Here is a 21,890-nt window from a genome sequence, read left to right as displayed (position 1 = left end):
AAGTAGGCCTCGTGCGCGGGGGGCGTACGGCAGGTAATCGCTGGCCGGCAGAGTTTGCACCCAGTTTCGCTGGAAGTCTTTTGTCCTGTACGACCGATTGATCGATGGGATAGCGTCTACGCGCCTATCGCCCTGCGCGATAAGCGCTAATGGCAGGCGTTGAAGGTACGGCGCAGGCGAGAAAACGGAGGCAGTCAGCCGATGATGGACTTGACCTTGTCACGCAGTTGATCGATGGAAAACGGTTTGCCAATCACATGCATGTCCGCCGGCGCGTCGATGTTTTCGGCGTAGCCGCTGGCAAACAGGATCGGCAAGCCGGGCCGCAGCGCGCGTACTTTGGCTGCCAGTTCTTTGCCGTCCATGTCCGGCAGGCCCACATCGGTCATCATCAGCTGAATCAGCTGGCTTTCATCATTGACCATGCCCAGCGCCTCCGCTGCGTCAGCCGCCTCAATGACCGTGAACTCCAACTCTTCGAGGACATCGACGATCAACATGCGCACGATGTTGTCGTCTTCGACTACTAGGATGGTGGAGGAGGCTGCGGACATAGTGAGGTTTCCCGAAAATTGGAGGTGCAGGTCGTGTGAATGCAAAGACCATCCTCTAGTGAGTCGTGTCGATCGCAGCAAGTTCCCCTGGCGCGCGTATTGTGACGGGAGTCTGCGCGAATGTCTTGCCCGGATGATGCGCGGCAGCAAGTCGGCCCCGGCGCGCTGGGTGCAGCAACGTCGGGGTCGGAAGGCACGGCTTATAGGACCGCAGTGGAGAGGCTCGATACGTCGACATTACCCGTACGGTCTGGGGTCAGGTCTGTGGGGGAGAATTGACTTATCTGATACTCGGGAACAGCGGAATCGCGCTTATAGGCGTCAAGTCGATAGGGCGATATACCCCTGTTCAACGTGCGCTCCAGACCATTCCTCATCGAATCGGGCGAATCAAACGTGACGTACCCATAGTTGGGATCGAAATAGAACCATTGCTTGCTCGCACCGTCGACCTTTACACCCGCGAGCAGCGCGTGGTGTTCCGATGCGACCCTAAGCGTGGTTGATTCGGTGGCATTGGCCAACTCCGAGATAATGGTGGTATAGGGCACACGCCGAGGCGTCTGGCCCATGTGATAAAGGGTTTCCGTGCCGGTGACCTTTTGTAGGGTCTCTATATTGCTGATAAAAGCGGCATTGCTTGGCACGTTCGGGTTAGCGGCGGCGGTGTAGAAATTGCTCAGCAGCGTGTGTTCTTTACCGGTGCCGATGGCAAGGGCCATGGCATTGGAAATCCCCGCACATTCGCCCTCGGAGCCCATATTGACCAGGCTGAGGTAGAAGTCCTGGGGCATCCGATGCAAATGCCCGCCTGCTGCGGCGATATCTTTTTCAAAGTACGCCAGGCGGTGGAAAGATTCCGCGATAGCTTTTTGTTTGATGGCTTTGGCCAATGTGCCCATGTCTTCGGGAGAGAAACAGTACTGCGACAGGCGCTGCAGATCGGGAATGTTCAGGTTGGGTGAATAGCCGGGGATATCACTCGGATTGCCGTAGTCGAACCCCTGGTCAAAGGCTGCACGGTTTTCCTTACGCATGCCGTGGTTATATTTGGCGGTAAAGTTCTTATGCTCCTCCTTGGTCAGGCGGGTGACAGTGCCTTGAGCGTTTTCAGGCTGGAGCAGGTTGTAAATGCGGTCGAAAAAGCCGTGGAGCGGCATATCTCGGGTTGGCGGCACCGCAGGTTTGAAGTCTGCCAAGGCGGGGCCGTACGGCTGTTGCCGGGCAACGTCGTAGGCATGCCAGTGGTTGTTGTGCAGCACTGCGGTGGTCTCCACGGTTCGGTCCGCGAGGGTGAACGTACCCGCCGATAGCGTGGCATAGCCTTTGTTGGCCCGGACCAAGTCATACGCGCCCGTTGCGCCGCGCAGGGCATTGACCCCTTGGGTGACCAGGGAAACCCCTGTGTTAGCCACGGCGCGTGTGCCTTTGGCAATCGTTCGCCCTACCGCCTGCGTAACCCGTGCAGCCCCGACCAGTAGGTCGCCGGCCCCGCTTACGGGGTTGAAGGCGCCGATGGCGGCGGCACCGATCACCTTCGCCGTGTTGAGGGCTTTGACCGTCGTCGACGCCGAACTCTTGACGGCCTTGGCCACTTTGCCCGCCGTTCCCACTCCAACGGTCACGAAACTGAACATATCCAGTGCCAGGTCCGTGGCGCCATCGGCATAGTTGCCATTCTGAAAGTTGACGATAGCGGACCTGAGCGGCACCAGGTTCAAGAAGAAATCCGCCAGTTTCCATTCCACCTCGTTTTGCTTGTCCAGAGGGGTGACCCCCTTGGCTTGCTTGACCACCTGTGCATTGTCGATATCGAGGTGTTCCACAAACGCATCGGCAATCGACTGAGTGCGCGACGAGGTAAAGGTGGCCGGTGCCAGCGTGCCATTCGCGGGCTTGAGCGCAAAATCGCCGGCTGCGACGCTCTTGGGCACGAACGCCTCAATTTTTTCTTCTTGATTGGCGTTGCGCTCCCGGCGTCGGGTCAGTTCGCTCTCGGGCACCTTATTGATCGTGCCGCGCTTACTATCCACTTCATACACCGTCACACCGTCCGCGCCGGTGGCCTTGATCAACAGCTTTTGATCCGTGTGGTGCAGGGTGCGGGAGGTAAAATCCAGTCCCAGTTCATAGGTTTTCTTCTGGAAGAACTCCAGTTTGCCGTGCTCCAGATTCTGGCGGTCGGCGGGCGGTAACTGGGAAACGAGCTGTTTGACCAGCGTCCCCAAGCCCTGCTTGTGTGAATCGATGGTCTGTTTGAATTGCTCGTTGAACGCCTTGTTCACGCCCAGCGCAAGCGGCGCGTTAACCGCTGCGATAGGAATGCGCGGGTCGGTGGTTTTCCAGGTGTAATCGCGCAGCTCCATCATGGCGATGTCGAGCAGCGAGTACCGCCCGGCCGGTCGTCGATTCGGGTCATAGAGCGGCCCCTCATAGGGCGTGCTGGTATCGTCTATGCTCAGCAGTTTTTCTTCGAACGGTACGTTATCGCCAAAGGTCTCGCGCAGCTTTTGCAACGCGATCTGTTTGCGGCTGGGCAGCTCGCTACTCAGTTGGGCCGAGGCGTTGAGTCGTTCGGATTGCTGGGTGTTATAGGCGCTTCTGGCGCTGTCCAGCTCATCAGCGGTGTAACTGTCGTTCTCACGCTTGGGCAACATACCGTTGACCACCGCCCAATCCACTAAAGCCCCTCTCTGCGCACCTTCGGGGGCCACCGCGCCGGACCCTTTTGCTGCCTGCATGACTTGCGCAAACGTCATATTGGCTACCGTCCCCGGAGCTTGCGCCTCCACCGCCGCTGCGGCGATGCAGAAACTGGCCCAGGCCTGGCTGCCATAGGTGAGCGCGGCCGGTATCTCTTTGACGAGCAGTTGCGGCGCCACCCGCGCCAGTAGCAAGTGCGCGGCGAACCTCGCTGTTGCGTGGGTGGCGCGACCTTCCTTGACCAAGTGCAAGCTGAGCCGGTTGACGATATCGGACGGCGCCTTGCCCCAGTGCTGCTCACTGGCCAGATCGAATCCGGCCACATGGTTGCGATGGGGGACGAACATCGAGTCCAGGTCCAGGCCCATGTTGATGGCCGCGAGCACGTAGTCATTGACGCTGCCAGGGGTGTCAGCGCCACCCAATTCGGTCTGGATCGCCTGGCCAAGCGCCTGGGCGCGAGGGGATGCCACCAGTTTTGCCAGGGCGTTGGGCGGGTCTCGCAGCTCGGCATCGGACAATGGGGTCTGTTCGAGCAGATAACCGAGGGCACCTTTGCGCGCATCCTCCAGCGGCAGACCGGGCAGACCTGCGGTATTTTTGTCCACCAGCGTGCCGATTTTGCTCTGGTCGGCAACGCTCAAGGGGATCGGCCAGGACAGCCCACCGCCGAAATTGCCCAGGGGCGACTGCAGTGCCCGCTGGGCCACTGCCTCGGCCAAGTACACAACGTAGTGGCGGCGGGTAGGCTGCGCCAGGCGTTGTTCGCTGATAAACGCGTCAAGGTTCACGGTAGTGGCGGTGCCAGAGGCCAGGTGGCGCGGCATCGACCGCGCTTTTAACGCGTCAGCCACGGCCTGTTCATCGGCGTCTGCCGGCAGCTCCTTGGCCAGGCTGAAGAGCGCCTGCGCCAATTCGCCCCAGTTACGCTGGCCGGCCAGGGCCTGTTGCAGGCTCTGCGTGCCGGAAGAGGAGGACTGTTCAGGCTTTGCAAGAGCTTGAGGCGTGCTCGCGCCTGACGGTAATCGGGAAACCGATGCCAATGGTGGATTTACCAGGGCAGAGGGAGTGGGCAAACGTGGGGTGTTGACTGCATTCATCGCGGGCTACCTGTTGGTCATGGTTGGAAGTGCCTTGTTGACGAACATCCCTGTACCCGAGGCTTGTCATTAGGTGTCCGTTGCAGACAGGAGCGTTCCGCAGAGCCGTATGCCCAAGTTGTCAGCCTATATGTAGACAAATAAGGGCAAACAACGCGCGGCGAGGGTGCTAAAGCTGGCTAACCGCCAGGTTTTGTTCCGCTCGTTGCGTCAGAAACATAGCCCTCACTGCCACGTTTGGGGCAAACTCCCCGTTTTTCCGTATTTGGCCAAGGCATGCCCATGACTCCCGCTTCGTCCGTCGATGAAAAGAGCTTTCGTACCCTCCTGAGCCGAAACGTGGCATTGCCCCTGGGTGTGGGCGTGCTCAGCGCGGTGTTTTTCGTGTGCCTGATCACCTACTTGCTGTCGGTGATCCAGTGGGTGGAGCACACCGATCGGGTCATCAATAACCTCAATGAGACGTCAAAGCTGACAGTCGACCAGGAAACCGGCATGCGCGGCTTTCTGATCACCGGCGATGAGCACTTCCTCGATCCGTACGAGGTGGCCAAACCGCGGATCATGTCCGACCTGCGTAACCTGCAGGAACTGGTTGCCGATAACCCGCAGCAGGTCGACCGCCTCAAGCGTCTGGAGGCGCTGCAACTGGAGTGGAACAAGTACGCCCAGACAATGATTGATATGCAGCGCCAGAGCGGGGACTACCGCAGCGCCGTCAAGGCCGGGCGTGGCAAGCGCCTGACCGATGAGATCCGCAAGGAGTACGACGAAGCGGTGGCGATGGAGCAGCAGTTCCGGATCACCCGCAATGCCGACGTGACCCGTACCACAGTGATCAGCGTCGGCCTGTATCTGGTATTCGTACTGGGTTTGAGCGGTTTTCTTGCCTATGTCGGGCGTAAAAATCTAGTAGCTCTTTCAGAGAGTTACAGCGCAAACCTCGCGTCACAGCAGAAGATTGCTCGGCGTCTCGAACAGCAAGCGTGGCTGCGTAATGGCCAGACCGAGCTGGCCGAGCAGGTGCTGGGTCAACTGACCCTGAACATGCTGGGACGCAATATCCTGCAGTTTTTTGCCCAATACATGGGCTCGGTGGTCGGTGCACTGTATGTGCGCGAAGAGCACGGCGGCCTCAAGCGCATCGCCACCTATGGTTTCTCCCGCGAGCAGGAGCAGCAGGAACAAGCGATCTACAGCGACGAAGGTATTGTCGGCCAGGCCGCGCAGTTGGACCGCCTGATCCGCCTGGACGATGTGCCGGTGGACTACTTCAAAGTCAGCTCGGGCCTGGGCGAAGGCGCTACCCGCAGCGTGCTGGTAATGCCCACCAGCGATGATGATCGCGTCAACGGCGTAATCGAACTGGGTTTCCTGCGCCCGCTGCAGGAGCGCGATACGGAATTGATGGAGCTGATCGCCGGCAATATCGGCACGTCCATCGAGGCCGCGCGCTATCGCCAACGCTTGCAGGAAGTGCTGGCCGAAACTCAGCAGCTCAACGAAGAGCTGCAAGTGCAGCAGGAAGAACTCAAGACCGCCAACGAGGAGCTCGAAGAACAGTCGCGCATCCTTAAGGAATCCCAGGTTCATCTGGAGACCCAACAAGCAGAGCTGGAGCAGACCAACGAGCAGTTGGCCGAGCAGACCCAGACCCTGGCTGAGCAGCGCGACGCCATGGATCGCAAGAATATCGAGCTGAACCAGGCCCAGCTGGAGCTGGAAGACCGCGCCGAAGAGCTGCAGCGTTCAAGCAAATACAAATCCGAATTCCTCGCCAACATGTCCCACGAGCTGCGTACGCCGCTCAATAGCTCACTGATCCTGGCCAAATTGCTGGCGGAAAACCCCCAGGAAAACCTCAGTGCCGAGCAGGTCAAGTTTGCCGAGTCGATCTACTCGGCGGGCAACGATCTGCTCAACCTGATCAACGACATCCTGGATATTTCCAAGGTCGAAGCCGGCAAGCTCGAAGTACGCCCGGAAAATTCCAGCGTGGCGCGTCTGGTGGACGGTCTGCGGGGGATGTTCGAACCGCTGGCGTCCGATCGCAAGCTGGGTTTCCAGGTGGAGGTGCAAGAGGGGGCGCCGGCCATGCTGTTCACCGACCGCCAGCGCCTGGAGCAGATCCTCAAGAATCTGCTATCCAACGCGATCAAGTTTACCGAGCAGGGCCAGGTGAGCCTGTCGGTGTCCGGCGCCGCCGAAGGCGGGATTGTGTTCACGGTGCGCGATTCCGGGATCGGCATCGCCCCGGACCAGCAAGAGAGCATCTTCGAAGCCTTCCGCCAGGCCGACGGCACCACCAACCGCCGTTACGGCGGCACGGGCCTGGGCCTGTCGATTTCCCGCGACCTGGCCACCTTGCTCGGTGGTTCGATCCACGTCACCAGCGAACCGGGCAAGGGCAGTGTGTTTACCCTGACATTGCCGGAACAGTACGTCGAGCACGAGGAACAGCCCCAGCCAATCGAACCCCCGCGCCCGGTGGTTGCAGCACCTGCGCCGGTCCCGGTCAAGGTCTCGCCCTTGCCGGTGGCCGATGCCGAGCAGATCCCGCGCTTTGCCGACGACCGCGACAAGGCCCCGTTCACCACGCGCTGCATCCTGGTGGTGGAAGACGAGCCGAACTTTGCCCGCATCCTGTTCGACCTGGCCCATGAACTGGGCTACCAATGTTTGGTCGCCCACGGCGCCGACGAAGGCTACAACCTGGCCGAGCAGTACATCCCCGACGCGATCCTGCTCGACATGCGCCTGCCGGACCATTCCGGATTGACCGTGCTGCAACGCCTGAAGGAACACGCCAGCACCCGGCACATCCCGGTGCATGTGATTTCCGTGGAAGACCGGGTCGAGGCCGCCATGCACATGGGCGCCATCGGCTACGCAGTCAAGCCCACCACCCGTGAAGAACTCAAGGACGTGTTCGCGCGCCTGGAAGCCAAGCTGACGCAAAAGGTCAAACGCGTGCTGCTGGTGGAGGACGATGACCTGCAACGCGACAGCATTGCCCGCCTGATCGGCGACGATGACATCGAGATCACCGCCGTAGGCTTTGCCCAGGAAGCCCTCGAACTGCTGCGCAGCAACGTCTATGACTGCATGATCATCGACCTCAAGCTCCCGGACATGCTCGGCAACGAGCTGCTCAAACGCATGGCCACCGAGGACATCTGCTCGTTCCCGCCGGTCATCGTCTACACCGGGCGCAACCTGACCCGCGATGAAGAAGCCGAACTGCGCAAATACTCGCGCTCGATCATCATCAAGGGCGCCCGCTCGCCGGAGCGGCTGCTGGACGAAGTCACACTCTTTCTGCACAAAGTCGAATCCCAGCTGTCCCATGAACGCCAGAAGATGCTCAAGACCGCTCGCAGCCGCGACAAGGTGTTCGAAGGGCGCAAAATCCTGCTGGTAGACGACGATGTACGCAATATCTTTGCCCTGACCAGCGCCCTGGAGCACAAAGGCGCGGTCGTGGTGATCGGGCGTAACGGCCGTGAAGCCATCGACCGCCTCAATGAGGTTGAGGACATCGACTTGGTGCTGATGGACGTGATGATGCCGGAGATGGACGGCTACGAGGCCACGGCGCTGATCCGCCAGGACCCGCGCTGGAAAAAGCTGCCGATCATCGCTGTGACTGCCAAGGCCATGAAAGACGACCAGGAGCGCTGCCTCGCGGCCGGCTCCAATGATTACCTGGCCAAACCGATCGACCTGGATCGTCTGTTCTCGTTGATTCGCGTATGGCTGCCGAAGATGGAACGCATTTAAGTGGAGCGAAGTTTTTTGGAAAAAAGCAGCGATATTGAGCTGCGCCTGCTGATCGAGGCGATTTACCTCAAGTACAGCTATGACTTTCGCGACTATTCCGGGGCGTCGGTCAAACGTCGCGTGGCCCATGCCATGCGCCAGTTCGACTGCGCCACCATTTCCGCGCTGCAGGAGCGGGTGCTGCATGACCCGGCGGCGTTCATGCAGTTATTACAGTTCCTGACGATCCCGGTAAGCGAGATGTTCCGCGACCCGTCGCACTTTCTGGCGATCCGCCAGGAAGTGGTGCCGCTGCTCAAGACCTACCCGTCGATCAAGATCTGGATCGCCGGTTGCAGCACGGGGGAGGAGGTCTACTCCATGGCCATCCTGCTGCGCGAAGAGGGCTTGCTGGAGCGTACGATCATTTACGCCACCGATATCAACCCAGCGTCCTTGGACAAAGCCAAACAGGGCATTTTTTCCCTGGAGAACGTGCGGGCCTACACCACCAACTATCAGCAGGCCGGCGGGCAACGTTCGTTTGCCGACTACTACACGGCGGCATACGATTACGCGATCTTCGACAAGACACTGCGGGAAAACGTGACGTTCGCCGACCACAGCCTGGCCACCGACAGTGTCTTCTCAGAAACTCAATTAATTTCTTGTCGTAACGTATTGATTTATTTTAATAAAAAGTTGCAAGACAGGGCGTTCGGATTGTTTCATGAGTCGCTGTGCCATCGCGGTTTCCTGGTGCTGGGCAGCAAGGAAACCCTGGATTTCTCCGGCTATAACAAACACTTCGAACCCTTGGTCAAGCAGGAACGGATCTACCGCAAATCATGAACGACGCTGCAGCCAGCCCGATTCGCGGGATTGAAGCCATCGTCGTCGGCGCGTCCGCCGGCGGCGTCGAAGCGTTGTTGGGTATTTTCAGCGAACTACCTAACGGCTTCGGCTTGCCCATCATCGCGGTGCTGCACTTGCCGGATGAGCGCCGCAGCCAATTGGCCGAAGTATTCGCCCGGCGCCTGCGCATCCCGGTGCGCGAAGCTCAGGACAAGCAATCCATCGAGCCCGGCACCCTGTACTTCGCCGGCCCCGGCTATCACTTGTCGGTGGAGCAGGATCGCAGCCTGTCCCTGAGCCAGGAAGAGCGTGTACATCACTCGCGTCCGTCCATTGATTTTCTGTTCACCTCGGCGGCGGATGCTTACGGCCCCGGGCTGCTGGCGATCCTGCTGACCGGCGCCAACCAGGACGGCGCACGGGGACTGGCCTACGTAAAACAGCAACACGGCACCACTGTTGTACAGGACCCAGCGGAAGCACGCGTGGACGTTATGCCCCGTGCAGCCCTGGCGTTGCAGACACCTGACCATATTCTGACTCTGAGCCGGATAGGCTCATTGCTGGTTTTGCTGGAATCTTCCCCATGTTAAGTACTGTCCAGGCCAAACTGCTGATCGTCGACGATCTGCCGGAAAACCTGCTGGCCCTCGAAGCGCTGATCAAGCGTGAGGACCGCCAGGTTTTCAAGGCATTGAGCGCCGATGAAGCGTTGTCCCTGTTGCTGGAGCATGAGTTCGCCATGGCGATTCTCGATGTGCAGATGCCCGGCATGAATGGTTTTGAGTTGGCCGAGCTGATGCGCGGCACCGAGAAGACCAAGAACATCCCCATCGTATTTGTCAGCGCCGCTGGCCGGGAACTCAACTACGCGTTCAAGGGCTATGAAAGTGGCGCGGTGGATTTCTTGCACAAGCCGCTGGATATCCATGCGGTCAAGAGCAAGGTCAATGTGTTTGTCGACCTGTATCGCCAGAGCAAGGCGATGAAATTGCAGGTCGAAGAGCTGGAGCGCAGCCGCCGCGAACAGGAACTGCTGCTCAACCGCTTGCAGGCCACTCAGGCCGAGCTGGAGCAGGCGGTGCGCATGCGCGATGACTTTATGTCGATCGTCGCCCATGAAGTGCGCACCCCCCTCAACGGCCTGATTCTGGAAACCCAGCTGCGCAAGATGCACCTGGCGCGAGACAACGCCGCAGCGTTCACCTTGGAAAAAATGCACGCCATGGTCGATCGCGATGAGCGCCAGATCCGCAGCCTGATCCGTCTGATCGAAGACATGCTCGATGTGTCGCGCATCCGTACCGGCAAACTGTCGATTCGCCCGGCGCGCTTCGACCTGGCGCAACTGGTTAGCAACTTGGTGGAGAACTTCGCTCCGCAAGTCGCCGCCGCTGAGTCGTCCATGCAGTTATCGGCCGAAGGCCCGGTAGTGGGGCATTGGGACGAGTTCCGGATCGAGCAGGTGGTGACCAACCTGCTGACCAACGCACTGCGCTACGGCGCCAAGAGCCCGGTGGACGTGCGGGTGTACAGCGAACACGGTGAGGCGCGGGTCGAAGTGCGCGACCGTGGTATCGGCATCAGCGAGGAAAACCAGAAACGCATTTTCCAACAGTTCGAGCGTGTATCGGCCAGTCAGGTTGCAGCCGGATTGGGCTTGGGGCTGTTTATTTCCGAGCAGATCGTCGCGGCCCACGGCGGCACCATTGAAGTCGAGAGTCGGATAGGCGAGGGCGCTCTGTTTCGCGTGTGCTTGCCCCTTGAACCGGCGGCGTGAACTCAATCGTCACCTCGACGCAACCTTCTACGTGACCCCATGGTCGTAGTTGCAGCAATTGACCGGACAAAGGCTTCCCATGAGTGAAGATGCACAAGATGTCGTACTGATCGTCGAAGACGACGAGTCCATTATGTTTGTGTTGGGTGAATACCTGGCGGGCCTGGGTTACCGGGTATTGAAGGCGATCAACGGCGAACAGGCTTTCGAAATCCTCGCCACCAAACCCCATCTGGACCTGATGGTGACTGACTATCGACTGCCGGGTGGCATCTCTGGCGTGCAGATCGCCGAGCCTGCAATCAAGTTGCGCCCGGAACTCAAGGTCATTTTCATCAGCGGTTACCCGCAGGAAATTCTCGACTGCGACAGCCCGATCACGCGCAATGCGCCGATCTTGGCCAAGCCGTTTGATCTGGATACGCTGCAAGAGCATATCCAGCGTTTGTTGGCCTGAGCACAGTCGCTTGGGCGTAGTTCAGGCTCTTGCTGAGCCTGAATTCCCATGAGTGAATTTAACTGGGCTAAGCACCTCTGTGGCTTGCATGATCGGCACCGTGAGGTCTGCCCAGCTATGACCGGGGCCCGAGAACTTTTGCGTTTTCCGTTGACTGTAAAGCGATCGAGTCACCGGCAGAGGAAGGGATTAGCTCCCCCCATGCTCTTCGTACCCACTGAGCGGTCCTGCTTTCTGCCGAAACGATAGCTTTTCCCAGCCTTACCAGAGCGCTAATACCTTCAGTCTGAGGGTGTGCAAATCATTTCCCGTACTTTGGCCGTCAACAAGTCGAAGGTGAACGGCTTGGTGATCAACTGCATCCCCGGGTCCAGGAACCCACCGCGCACTGCGGCATGCTCGGCATAACCGGTGATGAACAGCACTTTGAGGTCCGGCCTGAGCTGCCGGCCGATTTCCGCCAATTGGCGACCGTTCATGCCTGGCAGCCCGACATCGCTGATCAGAAGGTCGATACGCTGATCGGATTGGATAATCGGCACGGCAGTGTTGCCGTCGCCGGCCTCGACGTACGCGTAGCCCAGCTCCTTGAGCACTGCGCTGACCAGCAAGCGCACCGCCGCATCGTCCTCGACGATCAGCACGGTTTCGCCGTCAGTGGCGTAGGGCAGTAGGGTAGGATTCAGCGTTTGCTGGGCGATCACTTCGCCGACAAAACGTGGCAGGAACAGGCTGACTGTGGTGCCTTTGCCGACTTCGCTATGGATGATCACATGGCCACGGGACTGACGGGCAAAGCCATAGATCATCGACAGACCCAGCCCGGTGCCCTGGCCAATCGGCTTGGTGGTGAAAAACGGGTCGAACACGCGACCCATAACGCTTTCGGGAATGCCGCAACCGGTGTCGCTGACGCTCAGCTCTACGTAGTCGCCCGGTGTGAGGGAGCCATAAGCGGCAGTGAACACGCTGTCGAGATGGCGGTTGGTGGTTTCCACGATAAGCCTGCCGCCGTTGGGCATGGCATCCCGTGCATTGATCACCAGGTTGAGCAGGGCGCTTTCCAACTGATTGGGGTCGGCCTCGGCGGTCCACAATTGCTCGCTCAGACGCATGTCCAGACCGATACTTTCATTGATGCTGCGTTGCAGCAGCTCACCCATGGACGTGACCAACTGGTTGATTTGTACCGGTTTGGAGTCGAGGGACTGACGGCGAGAAAACGCCAGCAAACGGTGGGTGAGGCCGGCGGCGCGGTTGGCGGAGGTGACGCCCAGGTCGATCAGGCTGTCCAGATCGTCCAGCTTGCCACGGGCCACACGCCTTCGCAGCAGCTCCAGGCTACCGATGATGCCGGTGAGCATGTTGTTGAAGTCATGGGCGATGCCGCCGGTCAATTGACCGACCGCTTCCATTTTCTGGGATTGGCGCAGCGCTTCTTCGTTGTTGCGCAGTTGGGCGGTACGCTCTTCGACCTGTTGTTCAAGGGTTTCCAGGGTGCGTTGCAAGCGCAGCTCGCTTTCGCTGAGGTCGATCAAGCGGTCCCGCGCTTCATATTGGCGGCGACGCCCGCGCAGGGCGGCGCTGACCAGGCTGATCAAAGTCACCGGGTGAAACGGTCGCTCAAGGAAGGTCACGTTGCCCAACAAGCCGCTGAGGTGGGATGAGCCGTTCTGCTCGCCGCCGCCGTGGTGGGTCAGCAGCACGATGGGCAGGTCCGACCAGGCGGGCTGCTGGTGCAGACGCTCCAGCAACGGCTCCAGGTCGACGCCGCGCAAAGCCTCGGCAGCGATGATCAACAGACCTGCGCCCTGTTCCAGGGCTTCGCACAGGGCCTTGAGGTTGCTGGCAATGATGCCGCTGTAGCCGGCCTCATTGAGCATCATCAGCGCCAAGGTGCCGTCGCGGCCCATGGGCGCCAGCACAATGGCACGCTCGGAGACGGGAGACAGGTCTGTCACTCTCCCTCTTCCTTCAATAACGGCGATCCGGCGCCCATGTAGGTGGGGATGCCGCGTAGCACGCCTTGGAAATTATCCAGCGGTTGGCCCACGGTCATGCCCTGGTTGCTGATGCGGTATTCGCGAATCGTCGATTCATGGGTGCCTGTGCGCTTCTTGATGATGGAAATGGCGCGACGGACCTTGCCCAGCGCTTCGAAATAACGCAGCAGAATCACAGTGTCGGCCAGGTAAGTGATGTCCACCGGCGCCTGCATGTCACCCACGAGGCCGTGCTGGGCCACCGTCATGAAGGTCGCCGCACCACGCCGGTTGAGGTACAGCAGCAGTTCGTGCATATGCAGGATCAGCGCGTTCTCTTCTGGCATTGCGGCCTGATAGCCGTTAATGCTGTCGATCACCACGGTTTTGATCCCGCGTTCGTCCACGCAGCGGCGCACGCGGTGGGAGAACTCGCCGGGGGACAGTTCCGCCGCGTCTACCTGCTCGATCAGCAGGTTGCCGGTGGCTTGCAGGGCGGCGAGGTCGATGCCCATGTTTTTCATACGTTCGAACAGCAGGCCCAGTTCTTCATCGAAAATGAACAACGCGGCTTTTTCCCCACGGGCCACGGCGGCGGCGGCGAAGATCATCGAGATCAGCGACTTACCGGTACCGGCCGGGCCGAGGATCAGGCTGCTGGAGCCGGTCTCGACGCCGCCGCCCATCAGCGCATCCAGTTCGCGAATGCCGCTGCTCAGGGTCTGGCGGATGTAGCCGCCACGATGCTCGGCCGCCACCAGGCGCGGGAACACATGGATGCCGTCGCCCATGATGGTGAAATCGTGGAAGCCGCCGCGGTATTTCTGCCCACGGTACTTCACCACCCGAACGCGTCGGCGTTCAGCGCCGTAGTTGGGCGTCAGTTCTTCCAGACGAATCACGCCATGAGCCACGCTGTGCACGGTTTTGTCGAGGGATTCGGTGGTCAGGTCGTCCAGCAGCAAAACGGTGGCGTCGTAGCGCACGAAGTAATGCTTGATGGCGAGGATCTGTCGGCGATAGCGCAATGAGCTTTGCGCGAGCAGACGAATCTCGGACAGGCTGTCGACCACCACACGGGTCGGCTTTACGCGTTCGACCACTTCGAAAATCTGCCGGGTGGCTTCGCCCAGTTCCAGGTCGGAGGAATACAGCAGGCTCTGTTGGTGTTCAGCGTTCAGCAGGCTTTCGGGCGGGGTCAGTTCGAAGATGTGGATATTGTCATCCAGGTCCCAGCCGTGGGACTTGGCACCCTGGCGCAGTTCGCGCTCGGTTTCGGACAGGGTGATGTACAACGATGTTTCACCGTTTTTCGCGCCGGCCTGCAGGAAATGCAGGGCTACGGTAGTTTTGCCGGTCCCCGGCTCACCTTCGAGCAGGAACAAATGGCTGCGGGACAAACCACCGGAAAGAATGTCATCAAGACCTTCGATGCCAGTGGCCGCTTTTTCGGTTAACAGCGCTTTAGATGTAGACAAGAAGTGCCCTCAGGTCACAAGCGAGGAGAGGTGCACGCCCGTTCGGGCGCGCCATATGCACTTGACCGTTGGCTATTGCGGGGGTTCAACGTTTTCGCCGGGTTTGTGCGCGGCGTCGGCTTTTTTCCAATTTGTTGTAGACGCCTACAGCCCTTGTTGCAGCGCGGGATCGTCGGGGTTCTGTTGTTCGAGCTGGGCGAGCAGCACCTGCACATTCTGCAATTGGCCGCTTTCTTTCCAGTAGTTGATCAACAGCACCCGCGCCTTGCGGTTGGCCGGGTGGCGCTGGACGATTTCTTCCAACTGACGCTGGGCGGCTTCCAATTCCTTCTGGGCGTGCAGGGTGGTGGCCAGGTCGTAGCGGTAATCCTGATTGTCCGGTTCCAACTCCACTGCTTTGGACAGACCAAGCAACGCGTACGTCCGCTCACCGTGGTGCAGTAGCCACAGGCCCAGGGCATGTTGCAGGTAAGCCGACTCGGGATGCGCCGCCAATTGCCGGGCCAGCAATTGCCGCGATTCGTCGGTTTTACCTTGTTTGTCCAGCAGCTCGATTTGCGCCACCACCGCCGGCAAGTTATCCGGTTGCAAGCGCGTGGCCTGTTCCAGGGCGGCCTGCGCCTCGGGTAGCAGGGCACTGTGAATGTACAGGCGCGCCAATTGAATCCAGCCTTCGGCAGTTTCGGGTTGGGCCTTGAGGTGTTTGACGTACTCGTCCAGCACCTGTTGCAACGGGCCGAAGTACAGGCCCAGGGTATCCGGCGACAAGCCCAGCAGGGCATTGGCCGCGGCAAAACGCACGGGTTGTTCGGGGTCGTCGAGCACCGGGCCGAGCAACAGCGTGCGCTGGCCGGTAGGCACCAGGCCGACGACGCTGTGGATCGCCGCCTCGCGCACCCGGGGCGACGGGTCGGCCAAGTCTTTATCCGCCAGCTTCAAGGCTTGAGGGCTGGGGTAGTTGGGCAATTCCGCGTGCAGGGCTGCGCGGCGTTCGGGCGACAGGTCCGGCCGCGCCAATTGCTGATACAGCACGCGCGCCGCGCCCGGTTCGCCATTGTGCGCCTGCTTCAATGCCTTGGAGTAACCATGGGCAATCGCGGGCGGCACCGCCACCGGCGTGCTGCGAGTGAAATACCAGGTGATGAGTACAATAAACAGCAGGGCGCACAGGCCAACGAGGGCGTAGCGGCGTGACTTTGGCATGCAGGTGTCCGAAAGCGTAAGCAGTTCGTTGAGAGGCGCAAGCTTCGACCAGACCACGGCAGGTGTCAAACCCGCATCAGGTGAGTACGTACTCCACCGGCTCCAACGCCGGCGGCAGTTGCGTCGCCCCCAGAGCGGCCAGCACCTCACGCTCCAGGGTGCGCAGGATGGCGTTGCAGGGCAGGTCGTTTTCGTCGAAGCCGAAGGGGTCTTCCAGGTCGTCGCCGATTTCATCCAGGCCGAAGAACGTATAGCTGACGATGGCGGTGAACACCGGGGTCAGCCAGCCCAAGGGCTCGGCCATGGCGAACGGCAGCAGGATGCAGAACAGGTAGATGGTGCGGTGCAGCAGCAAGGTGTAAGGGAAGGGCAGCGGGGTGTGCTTGATACGTTCGCACGCGGCCTGCACCTGGCTCAGACTGACCAGGCGGTTCTCCCATTGAGTGTAGCGCCATTCGCTGATTGCACCTTGTCCGGCCAGCTCACTGAAGCGCGCGCCCAATTGCTGCAGGACCTGGTCGGGCAGGTTCGGATGGTCGGCCTGCACTCTCGCCCAAGGCTGGATCGCAAGGGCTTCGTCTTCCTGGCGCAGACGCGCGATCAAGCCGTGGGAGAAGCCACACACGGCGCGCAACAGGCTCGCGCGCTCGGACGTATCGGTCAGCGCCTGGGTCTGTCGGATCAGCGAGCGCACTTCAATGATCAACTGCCCCAATTGCTTGCGGCCTTCCCACCAGCGGTCATAACAGGCGTTGTTGCGAAAGCTCATAAAGATCGACAGCGACAGCCCAAGCAAGGTGAAGGGCGTGGCGTTGACCTTGGAGAAATAGGCCGGGTGCAGCGTTTCCACCAAGACGATCACCGACGCCAGCAGCGTCACCAGCAGGCTGCGCAAGGCAATACGCTTGGCAATCGAGCCTTTGAGAGAAAACAGGATGCCCAGCAGGTTGGGCTTGGGACGCACGATCATCAGGCGGGAACTTCTTCGGTGGCGCAGGCCATCAGGCGGGAACTTCTTCGGTGGCGCAGGCCATCAGGTTAGAAGCTGCCGGGCGCGGCGTCCAATCGCCAGGGCCGACCGGATGATCGGCGGGGTCTATGATCAATAAAGGCTTGGCCAAACCAGTCAGCCAAGTTGAAGGCTTTGACCATTGCTGCCGCAACGCTCTGGAGCGACTATTTCGCAGGTTCTTGTCCTGAAAAACGTCCTGAAAATAACAATACGCAAGGATTTGAAGCGATGCGCGATTACTTGGCCGCCACTACCGAATTCGATTACCAACACACCGTCGACGCCACCTTGGCCGGCAGCTTGCTGGGCCTCAATGCCAGCGTTGAATGTTGCGACCGCTATGCGCTGCCGGGGCGCATTGCGCTGTTCTGGGAAGGCAAGGACGGGCGCAGCGCCACCGTGACCTTTACCGAGTTGCAGGACCAGGCGGCCCGCTTCGCCAATTTCCTGCTGGCCCAGGGCGTGGGGCGTGGCGACAAAGTCGCCGGCCTGCTGCCGCGCACGGCAGAATTGCTGGTGGTGGTGCTGGCCACCTGGCGCATCGGCGCGGTGTATCAACCGTTGTTCACGGCGTTCGGGCCCAAAGCCATCGAACACCGCTTGAACAGCTCGGGCGCGGCGTTGGTGGTCACTGACGCCGTGAATCGGCCCAAGCTTGTCGAGGTGCAGGATTGCCCCACGGTGGTGACGGTCGCCGGTCCCAAGGGCGAAGGCATCGTGCGCGGCGACTTCAGTTTCTGGGCCGAACTGCCCAAGCATTCCAACCTGTGCGAACCGGTGCTGCTGGGTGGCGAGGAACCGTTCCTGCTGATGTTCACCTCGGGCACCACCGGCCCCTCCAAAGCGCTGTCGGTGCCGCTCAAGGCCATCGTTGCGTTCCAGAGCTACACCCGAGACGCCGTGGACCTGCGCCCCGAAGACGCGTTCTGGAACGTCGCCGACCCGGGCTGGGCCTATGGCATCTATTTCGGCGTCACCGGGCCGCTGTCCATGGGCCACCCGATTACCTTCTACGACGGCCCGTTCACCCTGGAGAGTACCTGCCGGGTGATCAACAAGTACGGGATCACCAACCTGACCGGTTCACCCACCGCTTACCGTTTGCTGATTGCCGGCGGCAGTCAGTTCGCCCAGTCGATCAAGGGCAAATTGCGCATTGTCAGCAGCGCCGGCGAGCCGCTGAACCCCGAAGTGATCCGCTGGTTCGCCGACAACCTGGGGGTGACCATTCACGACCATTATGGCCAGACCGAATTGGGCATGGTGCTGTGCAATCACCATGGCCTGGACCATCCGGTGCATGTCGGCGCGGCCGGCTTCGCTTCGCCGGGGCACCGTATCGTGGTGCTGGATGAGGCCTACCAGGAATTGCCCGCCGGCCAGCCCGGCATCCTGGCCATCGACCGCGAGCAGTCGCCGATGTGCTGGTTTGCCGGCTATGAAGGGGTGAAAACCAAGGCTTTCGTCGGCAAGTACTACCTCAGCGGCGACACCGTGGAATTGAACCCCGACGGCAGCATCAGTTTTGTCGGGCGCAGTGACGATGTGATCACCACTTCCGGCTATCGCGTGGGCCCCTTCGACGTGGAAAGCGCCCTGGTCGAACACCCGGCGGTGATCGAAGCGGCGGTGGTCGGCAAGCCTGACCCGGAGCGCACCGAGCTGGTCAAGGCGTTTGTGGTGATCAACGAGCAATACCGCGCCACGCCCGAACTGGCCGAAGAACTGCGCCTGCATGTGCGTCAGCGTCTGGCGGCCCATGCCTACCCTCGGGAAATCGAATTTGTCAGCGACTTGCCCAAGACTCCAAGCGGCAAGTTGCAGCGTTTTATCTTGCGTAATCAGGAAATCGCCAAAGCTCAAGCAGCGGTGGCTTGATCCCTTTCTAAGGACACAATGATGCAGATTGAAAACAAGGTATTCCTGGTCAGCGGCGGTGCTTCTGGCCTCGGTGCGGCCACCGCTGAGATGCTGGTCGCCGCCGGTGCCAAGGTGATGCTGGTGGATTTGAACGCCGACGCTGTGGCGGCCAAAGCCCAGCAACTGGGCGACAACGCCCGCAGTGCCGTGGCCGATATCAGCCAGGAGGCGGCGGCCGAAGCGGCGGTACAGGCCACTGTCGCGGCATTTGGCGGGCTGCACGGGTTGGTCAACTGCGCCGGTGTGGTGCGTGGCGAGAAGATCCTCGGCAAGAACGGCCCTCATGGGCTGGCCAGTTTCGCCCAGGTCATCAACGTCAATCTGATCGGCAGCTTCAACCTGTTGCGTTTGGCGGCGGCGGCCATCGCCGAAACCGAGGCCAACGCCGAGGGCGAGCGCGGCGTGATCATCAACACGGCTTCGGTGGCCGCGTTCGACGGGCAGATCGGCCAGGCCGCGTACGCCGCGTCCAAAGGCGCGATTGCCAGCCTCACACTGCCTGCCGCCCGTGAACTGGCGCGGTTCGGCATCCGCGTGATGACCATCGCTCCCGGCATCTTCGAAACCCCCATGATGGCGGGCATGACCCCCGAGGTGCGCGAGTCCCTGGCCGCCGGCGTGCCATTTCCGCCGCGTCTGGGCAAACCCGCCGAATACGCCGCGCTGGTACGGCACATTATTGAAAACAGCATGCTCAACGGTGAGGTGATCCGTCTCGACGGCGCCTTGCGCATGGCGGCCAAGTAAGGAGGACCACCGATGAACGATCCGATTGTGATTGTCAGCGCTGCACGTACACCCATGGGCGGATTCCAGGGCGATCTTAAGGGCTTGACTGCGCCCCAGCTGGGGTCTGCGGCGATTCGCGCCGTGGTCGAACGCGCCGGCATCGCTGCTGATGCGGTGGATGAAGTGATGTTCGGCTGCGTGCTGCCCGCCGGTCTCGGCCAGGCCCCGGCCCGCCAGGCTGCGCTGGGCGCCGGGCTGGACAAAGGCACCCGCTGCACCACCCTCAACAAGATGTGCGGCTCGGGCATGCAAGCCACCATCCAGGCCCATGACGCGCTGGTGGCTGGCAGCGTCGACGTGGCGATCGCCGGCGGCATGGAAAGCATGTCCAACGCGCCGTACCTGTTAGACCGCGCCCGTAGCGGTTACCGCATGGGCCATGGGCGTGTGCTCGACCATATGTTCCTCGACGGTCTGGAAGATGCCTACGACAAGGGCCGCCTGATGGGCACCTTTGCCGAAGAGTGCGCCCTGCATAACGGCTTTACCCGCGAAGCCCAGGACGCGTTCGCCATCGCCTCCCTGACGCGTGCTCAGGAGGCCATCAGCCACGGGCACTTCGCCGCGGAAATTGTGCCGTTGCAGGTCACCGTGGGTAAGGAGCAGAAAACCATCCTGCATGACGAGCAACCGCCCAAGGCCAAACTGGACAAGATCGCTCAGTTGAAACCGGCGTTCCGCGAAGGCGGCACGGTGACGGCGGCCAACTCCAGCTCCATCTCTGACGGCGCGGCGGCATTGCTGCTGATGCGCGAGTCCGAAGCCCTCAAGCGTGGCCTCAAGCCGTTGGCGGTGATCCACGGGCACGCAGCCTTTGCCGACGAGCCTGGGCTGTTCCCGGTAGCGCCAGTGGGGGCGATTCGCAAGCTGATGAGCAAGACCGGCTGGAATCTGGACGAGGTCGATCTGTTCGAGATCAACGAAGCCTTTGCCGTGGTGACCCTGGTAACCATGAGCAAGCTGCAGATCCCCCATGCCAAGGTCAACGTACATGGCGGTGCCTGTGCCCTGGGCCACCCCATCGGCGCGTCCGGCGCCCGCATCCTGGTAACGCTGCTCGCGGCCCTGCGCCACCAAGGCCTCAAACGCGGCGTGGCCGCTATCTGTATCGGCGGTGGCGAAGCCACGGCCATGGCCGTCGAATGCCTGTATTAAGGACTGCTCCCCATGCTGCCCAATGAAGAACAGCTGCAAATCAGCGACGCGGCCCGGCAATTTGCCCAGGAACGCCTCAAACCCTTCGCCGCCGAGTGGGACCGCGAGCACCGCTTTCCCAAAGAAGCCATCGGCGAGATGGCCGAACTGGGCTTTTTCGGCATGCTGGTGCCGGAACAGTGGGGCGGTTGCGACACCGGTTACCTGGCCTACGCCATGGCCCTGGAGGAAATCGCCGCTGGCGACGGCGCCTGTTCCACCATCATGAGCGTGCACAACTCCGTGGGCTGCGTGCCGATCCTCAAGTTCGGCAATGATCAGCAAAAGGCTCAATTCCTCACGCCCCTGGCCAGCGGCGCCATGCTTGGCGCGTTCGCCTTGACCGAGCCCCAGGCCGGCTCGGATGCCAGCAGCCTGAAAACCCGCGCGCGGCTGGAGGGCGATCATTACGTGCTCAACGGCTGCAAACAGTTCATCACCTCCGGGCAGAACGCCGGGGTGGTGATTGTGTTTGCGGTCACCGACCCCGCTGCGGGCAAGCGTGGCATCAGCGCGTTTATCGTGCCGACGGACTCACCGGGTTACAGCGTGGCGCGGGTCGAGGATAAGCTCGGCCAGCATGCCTCCGACACCTGCCAGATTCTGTTCGAAGACGTGAAGGTGCCGTTGGCCAACCGGCTGGGGGAGGAGGGCGAAGGCTACAAGATCGCCCTGGCCAACCTTGAGGGCGGCCGCGTGGGTATCGCCGCGCAATCGGTCGGCATGGCCCGCGCCGCGTTCGAAGCCGCCCGCGACTATGCCCGCGAACGCCAAAGTTTCGGCAAAGCGCTGATCGAGCACCAGGCCGTGGCGTTTCGCCTGGCGGACATGTCCACCCAGATCGCCGTCGCGCGGCAGATGGTGCATTACGCCGCCGCGCTGCGGGACAGCGGCAAGCCGGCGCTGGTCGAAGCCTCGATGGCGAAATTGTTTGCCTCGGAAATGGCCGAAAAAGTCTGCTCGGCCGCCTTGCAAACCCTCGGCGGTTACGGTTACCTGAACGACTTTCCCCTGGAGCGCATCTACCGCGATGTGCGGGTTTGCCAGATCTACGAAGGCACCAGCGATATTCAACGCATGGTCATCTCACGCAATCTCTAAGGA

General features: G+C 61.0%; 15 protein-coding genes. 9 read left to right on the top strand and 6 right to left on the bottom strand.

Features of this window, described 5'->3' with window-relative positions; all coding sequences use genetic code 11:
- Positions 1–194 precede the first annotated feature (194 nt).
- Together FIV35_RS15605 and FIV35_RS15600 are read right to left on the bottom strand one after the other, a co-directional pair.
- On the bottom strand, positions 195–554 hold the full coding sequence (locus FIV35_RS15605; RefSeq protein ID WP_034097955.1) for a response regulator: 360 nt from the start codon (positions 552–554) through the stop codon (positions 195–197).
- A gap of 200 nt (positions 555–754) precedes the next feature.
- Entirely contained in the window at positions 755–4,357 is a 3,603-nt protein-coding gene (locus FIV35_RS15600; protein WP_146375009.1) for a hypothetical protein, read from the bottom strand.
- Positions 4,358–4,639: 282 nt separating this feature from the next.
- On the opposite strand from FIV35_RS15600, the gene FIV35_RS15595 reads away from it, so the two are divergent.
- From FIV35_RS15595 to FIV35_RS15575, 5 genes are all read left to right on the top strand, one after another.
- The gene (locus tag FIV35_RS15595; protein WP_034138068.1) at positions 4,640–8,137 is read left to right on the top strand and encodes a response regulator; all 3,498 of its coding nucleotides are present in this window, start codon (positions 4,640–4,642) and stop codon (positions 8,135–8,137) included.
- Complete coding sequence (locus FIV35_RS15590; RefSeq protein WP_371263992.1) at positions 8,138–8,968, top strand: CheR family methyltransferase; 831 nt, start codon at positions 8,138–8,140, stop codon at positions 8,966–8,968. It begins immediately after the preceding gene.
- Positions 8,965–9,564: a chemotaxis protein CheB gene (locus FIV35_RS15585; RefSeq protein WP_034113756.1), complete on the top strand. Its 600-nt coding sequence runs from the start codon at positions 8,965–8,967 to the stop codon at positions 9,562–9,564. Before FIV35_RS15590 ends, FIV35_RS15585 begins: the two co-directional genes overlap by 4 nt.
- A complete protein-coding gene (locus tag FIV35_RS15580; RefSeq protein WP_034138069.1) occupies positions 9,558–10,751 on the top strand; it encodes a hybrid sensor histidine kinase/response regulator in 1,194 nt (397 codons plus the stop codon). The genes FIV35_RS15585 and FIV35_RS15580 overlap by 7 nt, the downstream gene beginning before the upstream one ends.
- 79 nt (positions 10,752–10,830) lie before the next feature.
- Positions 10,831–11,208 carry a response regulator gene (locus FIV35_RS15575; RefSeq protein WP_034097949.1) on the top strand — a complete coding sequence of 126 codons (378 nt, stop codon included), beginning with the start codon at positions 10,831–10,833 and terminating at the stop codon, positions 11,206–11,208.
- A 281-nt stretch (positions 11,209–11,489) separates the two neighbouring features.
- Here FIV35_RS15575 and FIV35_RS15570 read toward each other — a convergent pair whose 3' ends face one another.
- The 4 genes from FIV35_RS15570 to FIV35_RS15555 form a co-directional block, all read right to left on the bottom strand.
- Entirely contained in the window at positions 11,490–13,169 is a 1,680-nt protein-coding gene (locus FIV35_RS15570) for a response regulator (protein WP_034138070.1), read from the bottom strand.
- Positions 13,166–14,668 (bottom strand): ATPase domain-containing protein, encoded by a 1,503-nt coding sequence (locus FIV35_RS15565; protein WP_034097943.1) that lies wholly within the window; start codon positions 14,666–14,668, stop codon positions 13,166–13,168. The genes FIV35_RS15570 and FIV35_RS15565 overlap by 4 nt, the downstream gene beginning before the upstream one ends.
- A gap of 144 nt (positions 14,669–14,812) precedes the next feature.
- On the bottom strand, positions 14,813–15,871 hold the full coding sequence (locus FIV35_RS15560; protein WP_034138071.1) for a HEAT repeat domain-containing protein: 1,059 nt from the start codon (positions 15,869–15,871) through the stop codon (positions 14,813–14,815).
- A gap of 76 nt (positions 15,872–15,947) precedes the next feature.
- On the bottom strand, positions 15,948–16,841 hold the full coding sequence (locus FIV35_RS15555) for a bestrophin family protein (RefSeq protein ID WP_034138072.1): 894 nt from the start codon (positions 16,839–16,841) through the stop codon (positions 15,948–15,950).
- A 270-nt stretch (positions 16,842–17,111) separates the two neighbouring features.
- On the opposite strand from FIV35_RS15555, the gene FIV35_RS15550 reads away from it, so the two are divergent.
- The 4 genes from FIV35_RS15550 to FIV35_RS15535 are packed head-to-tail and all read left to right on the top strand — an operon-like array spanning position 17,112 to position 21,887.
- Positions 17,112–18,761 carry an AMP-binding protein gene (locus FIV35_RS15550; RefSeq protein WP_034138073.1) on the top strand — a complete coding sequence of 550 codons (1,650 nt, stop codon included), beginning with the start codon at positions 17,112–17,114 and terminating at the stop codon, positions 18,759–18,761.
- Between the two features lie 21 nt (positions 18,762–18,782).
- Positions 18,783–19,550, top strand: a complete 768-nt coding sequence (locus tag FIV35_RS15545) for an SDR family NAD(P)-dependent oxidoreductase (RefSeq protein WP_034097934.1) — start codon at positions 18,783–18,785, stop codon at positions 19,548–19,550.
- Between the two features lie 12 nt (positions 19,551–19,562).
- The gene (locus tag FIV35_RS15540; protein ID WP_034138074.1) at positions 19,563–20,747 is read left to right on the top strand and encodes an acetyl-CoA C-acyltransferase; all 1,185 of its coding nucleotides are present in this window, start codon (positions 19,563–19,565) and stop codon (positions 20,745–20,747) included.
- Between the two features lie 12 nt (positions 20,748–20,759).
- Positions 20,760–21,887 (top strand): acyl-CoA dehydrogenase, encoded by a 1,128-nt coding sequence (locus tag FIV35_RS15535; RefSeq protein ID WP_034138075.1) that lies wholly within the window; start codon positions 20,760–20,762, stop codon positions 21,885–21,887.
- The last annotated feature ends 3 nt before the right edge of the window (positions 21,888–21,890 follow it).

Origin of the sequence: Pseudomonas rhodesiae (assembly GCF_007858255.1) — a bacterium.
Classification (GTDB): domain Bacteria; phylum Pseudomonadota; class Gammaproteobacteria; order Pseudomonadales; family Pseudomonadaceae; genus Aquipseudomonas; species Aquipseudomonas rhodesiae.
Note: the sequence above shows the minus strand (reverse complement) of the source record. Positions and strands in the feature narration are given on the sequence as shown.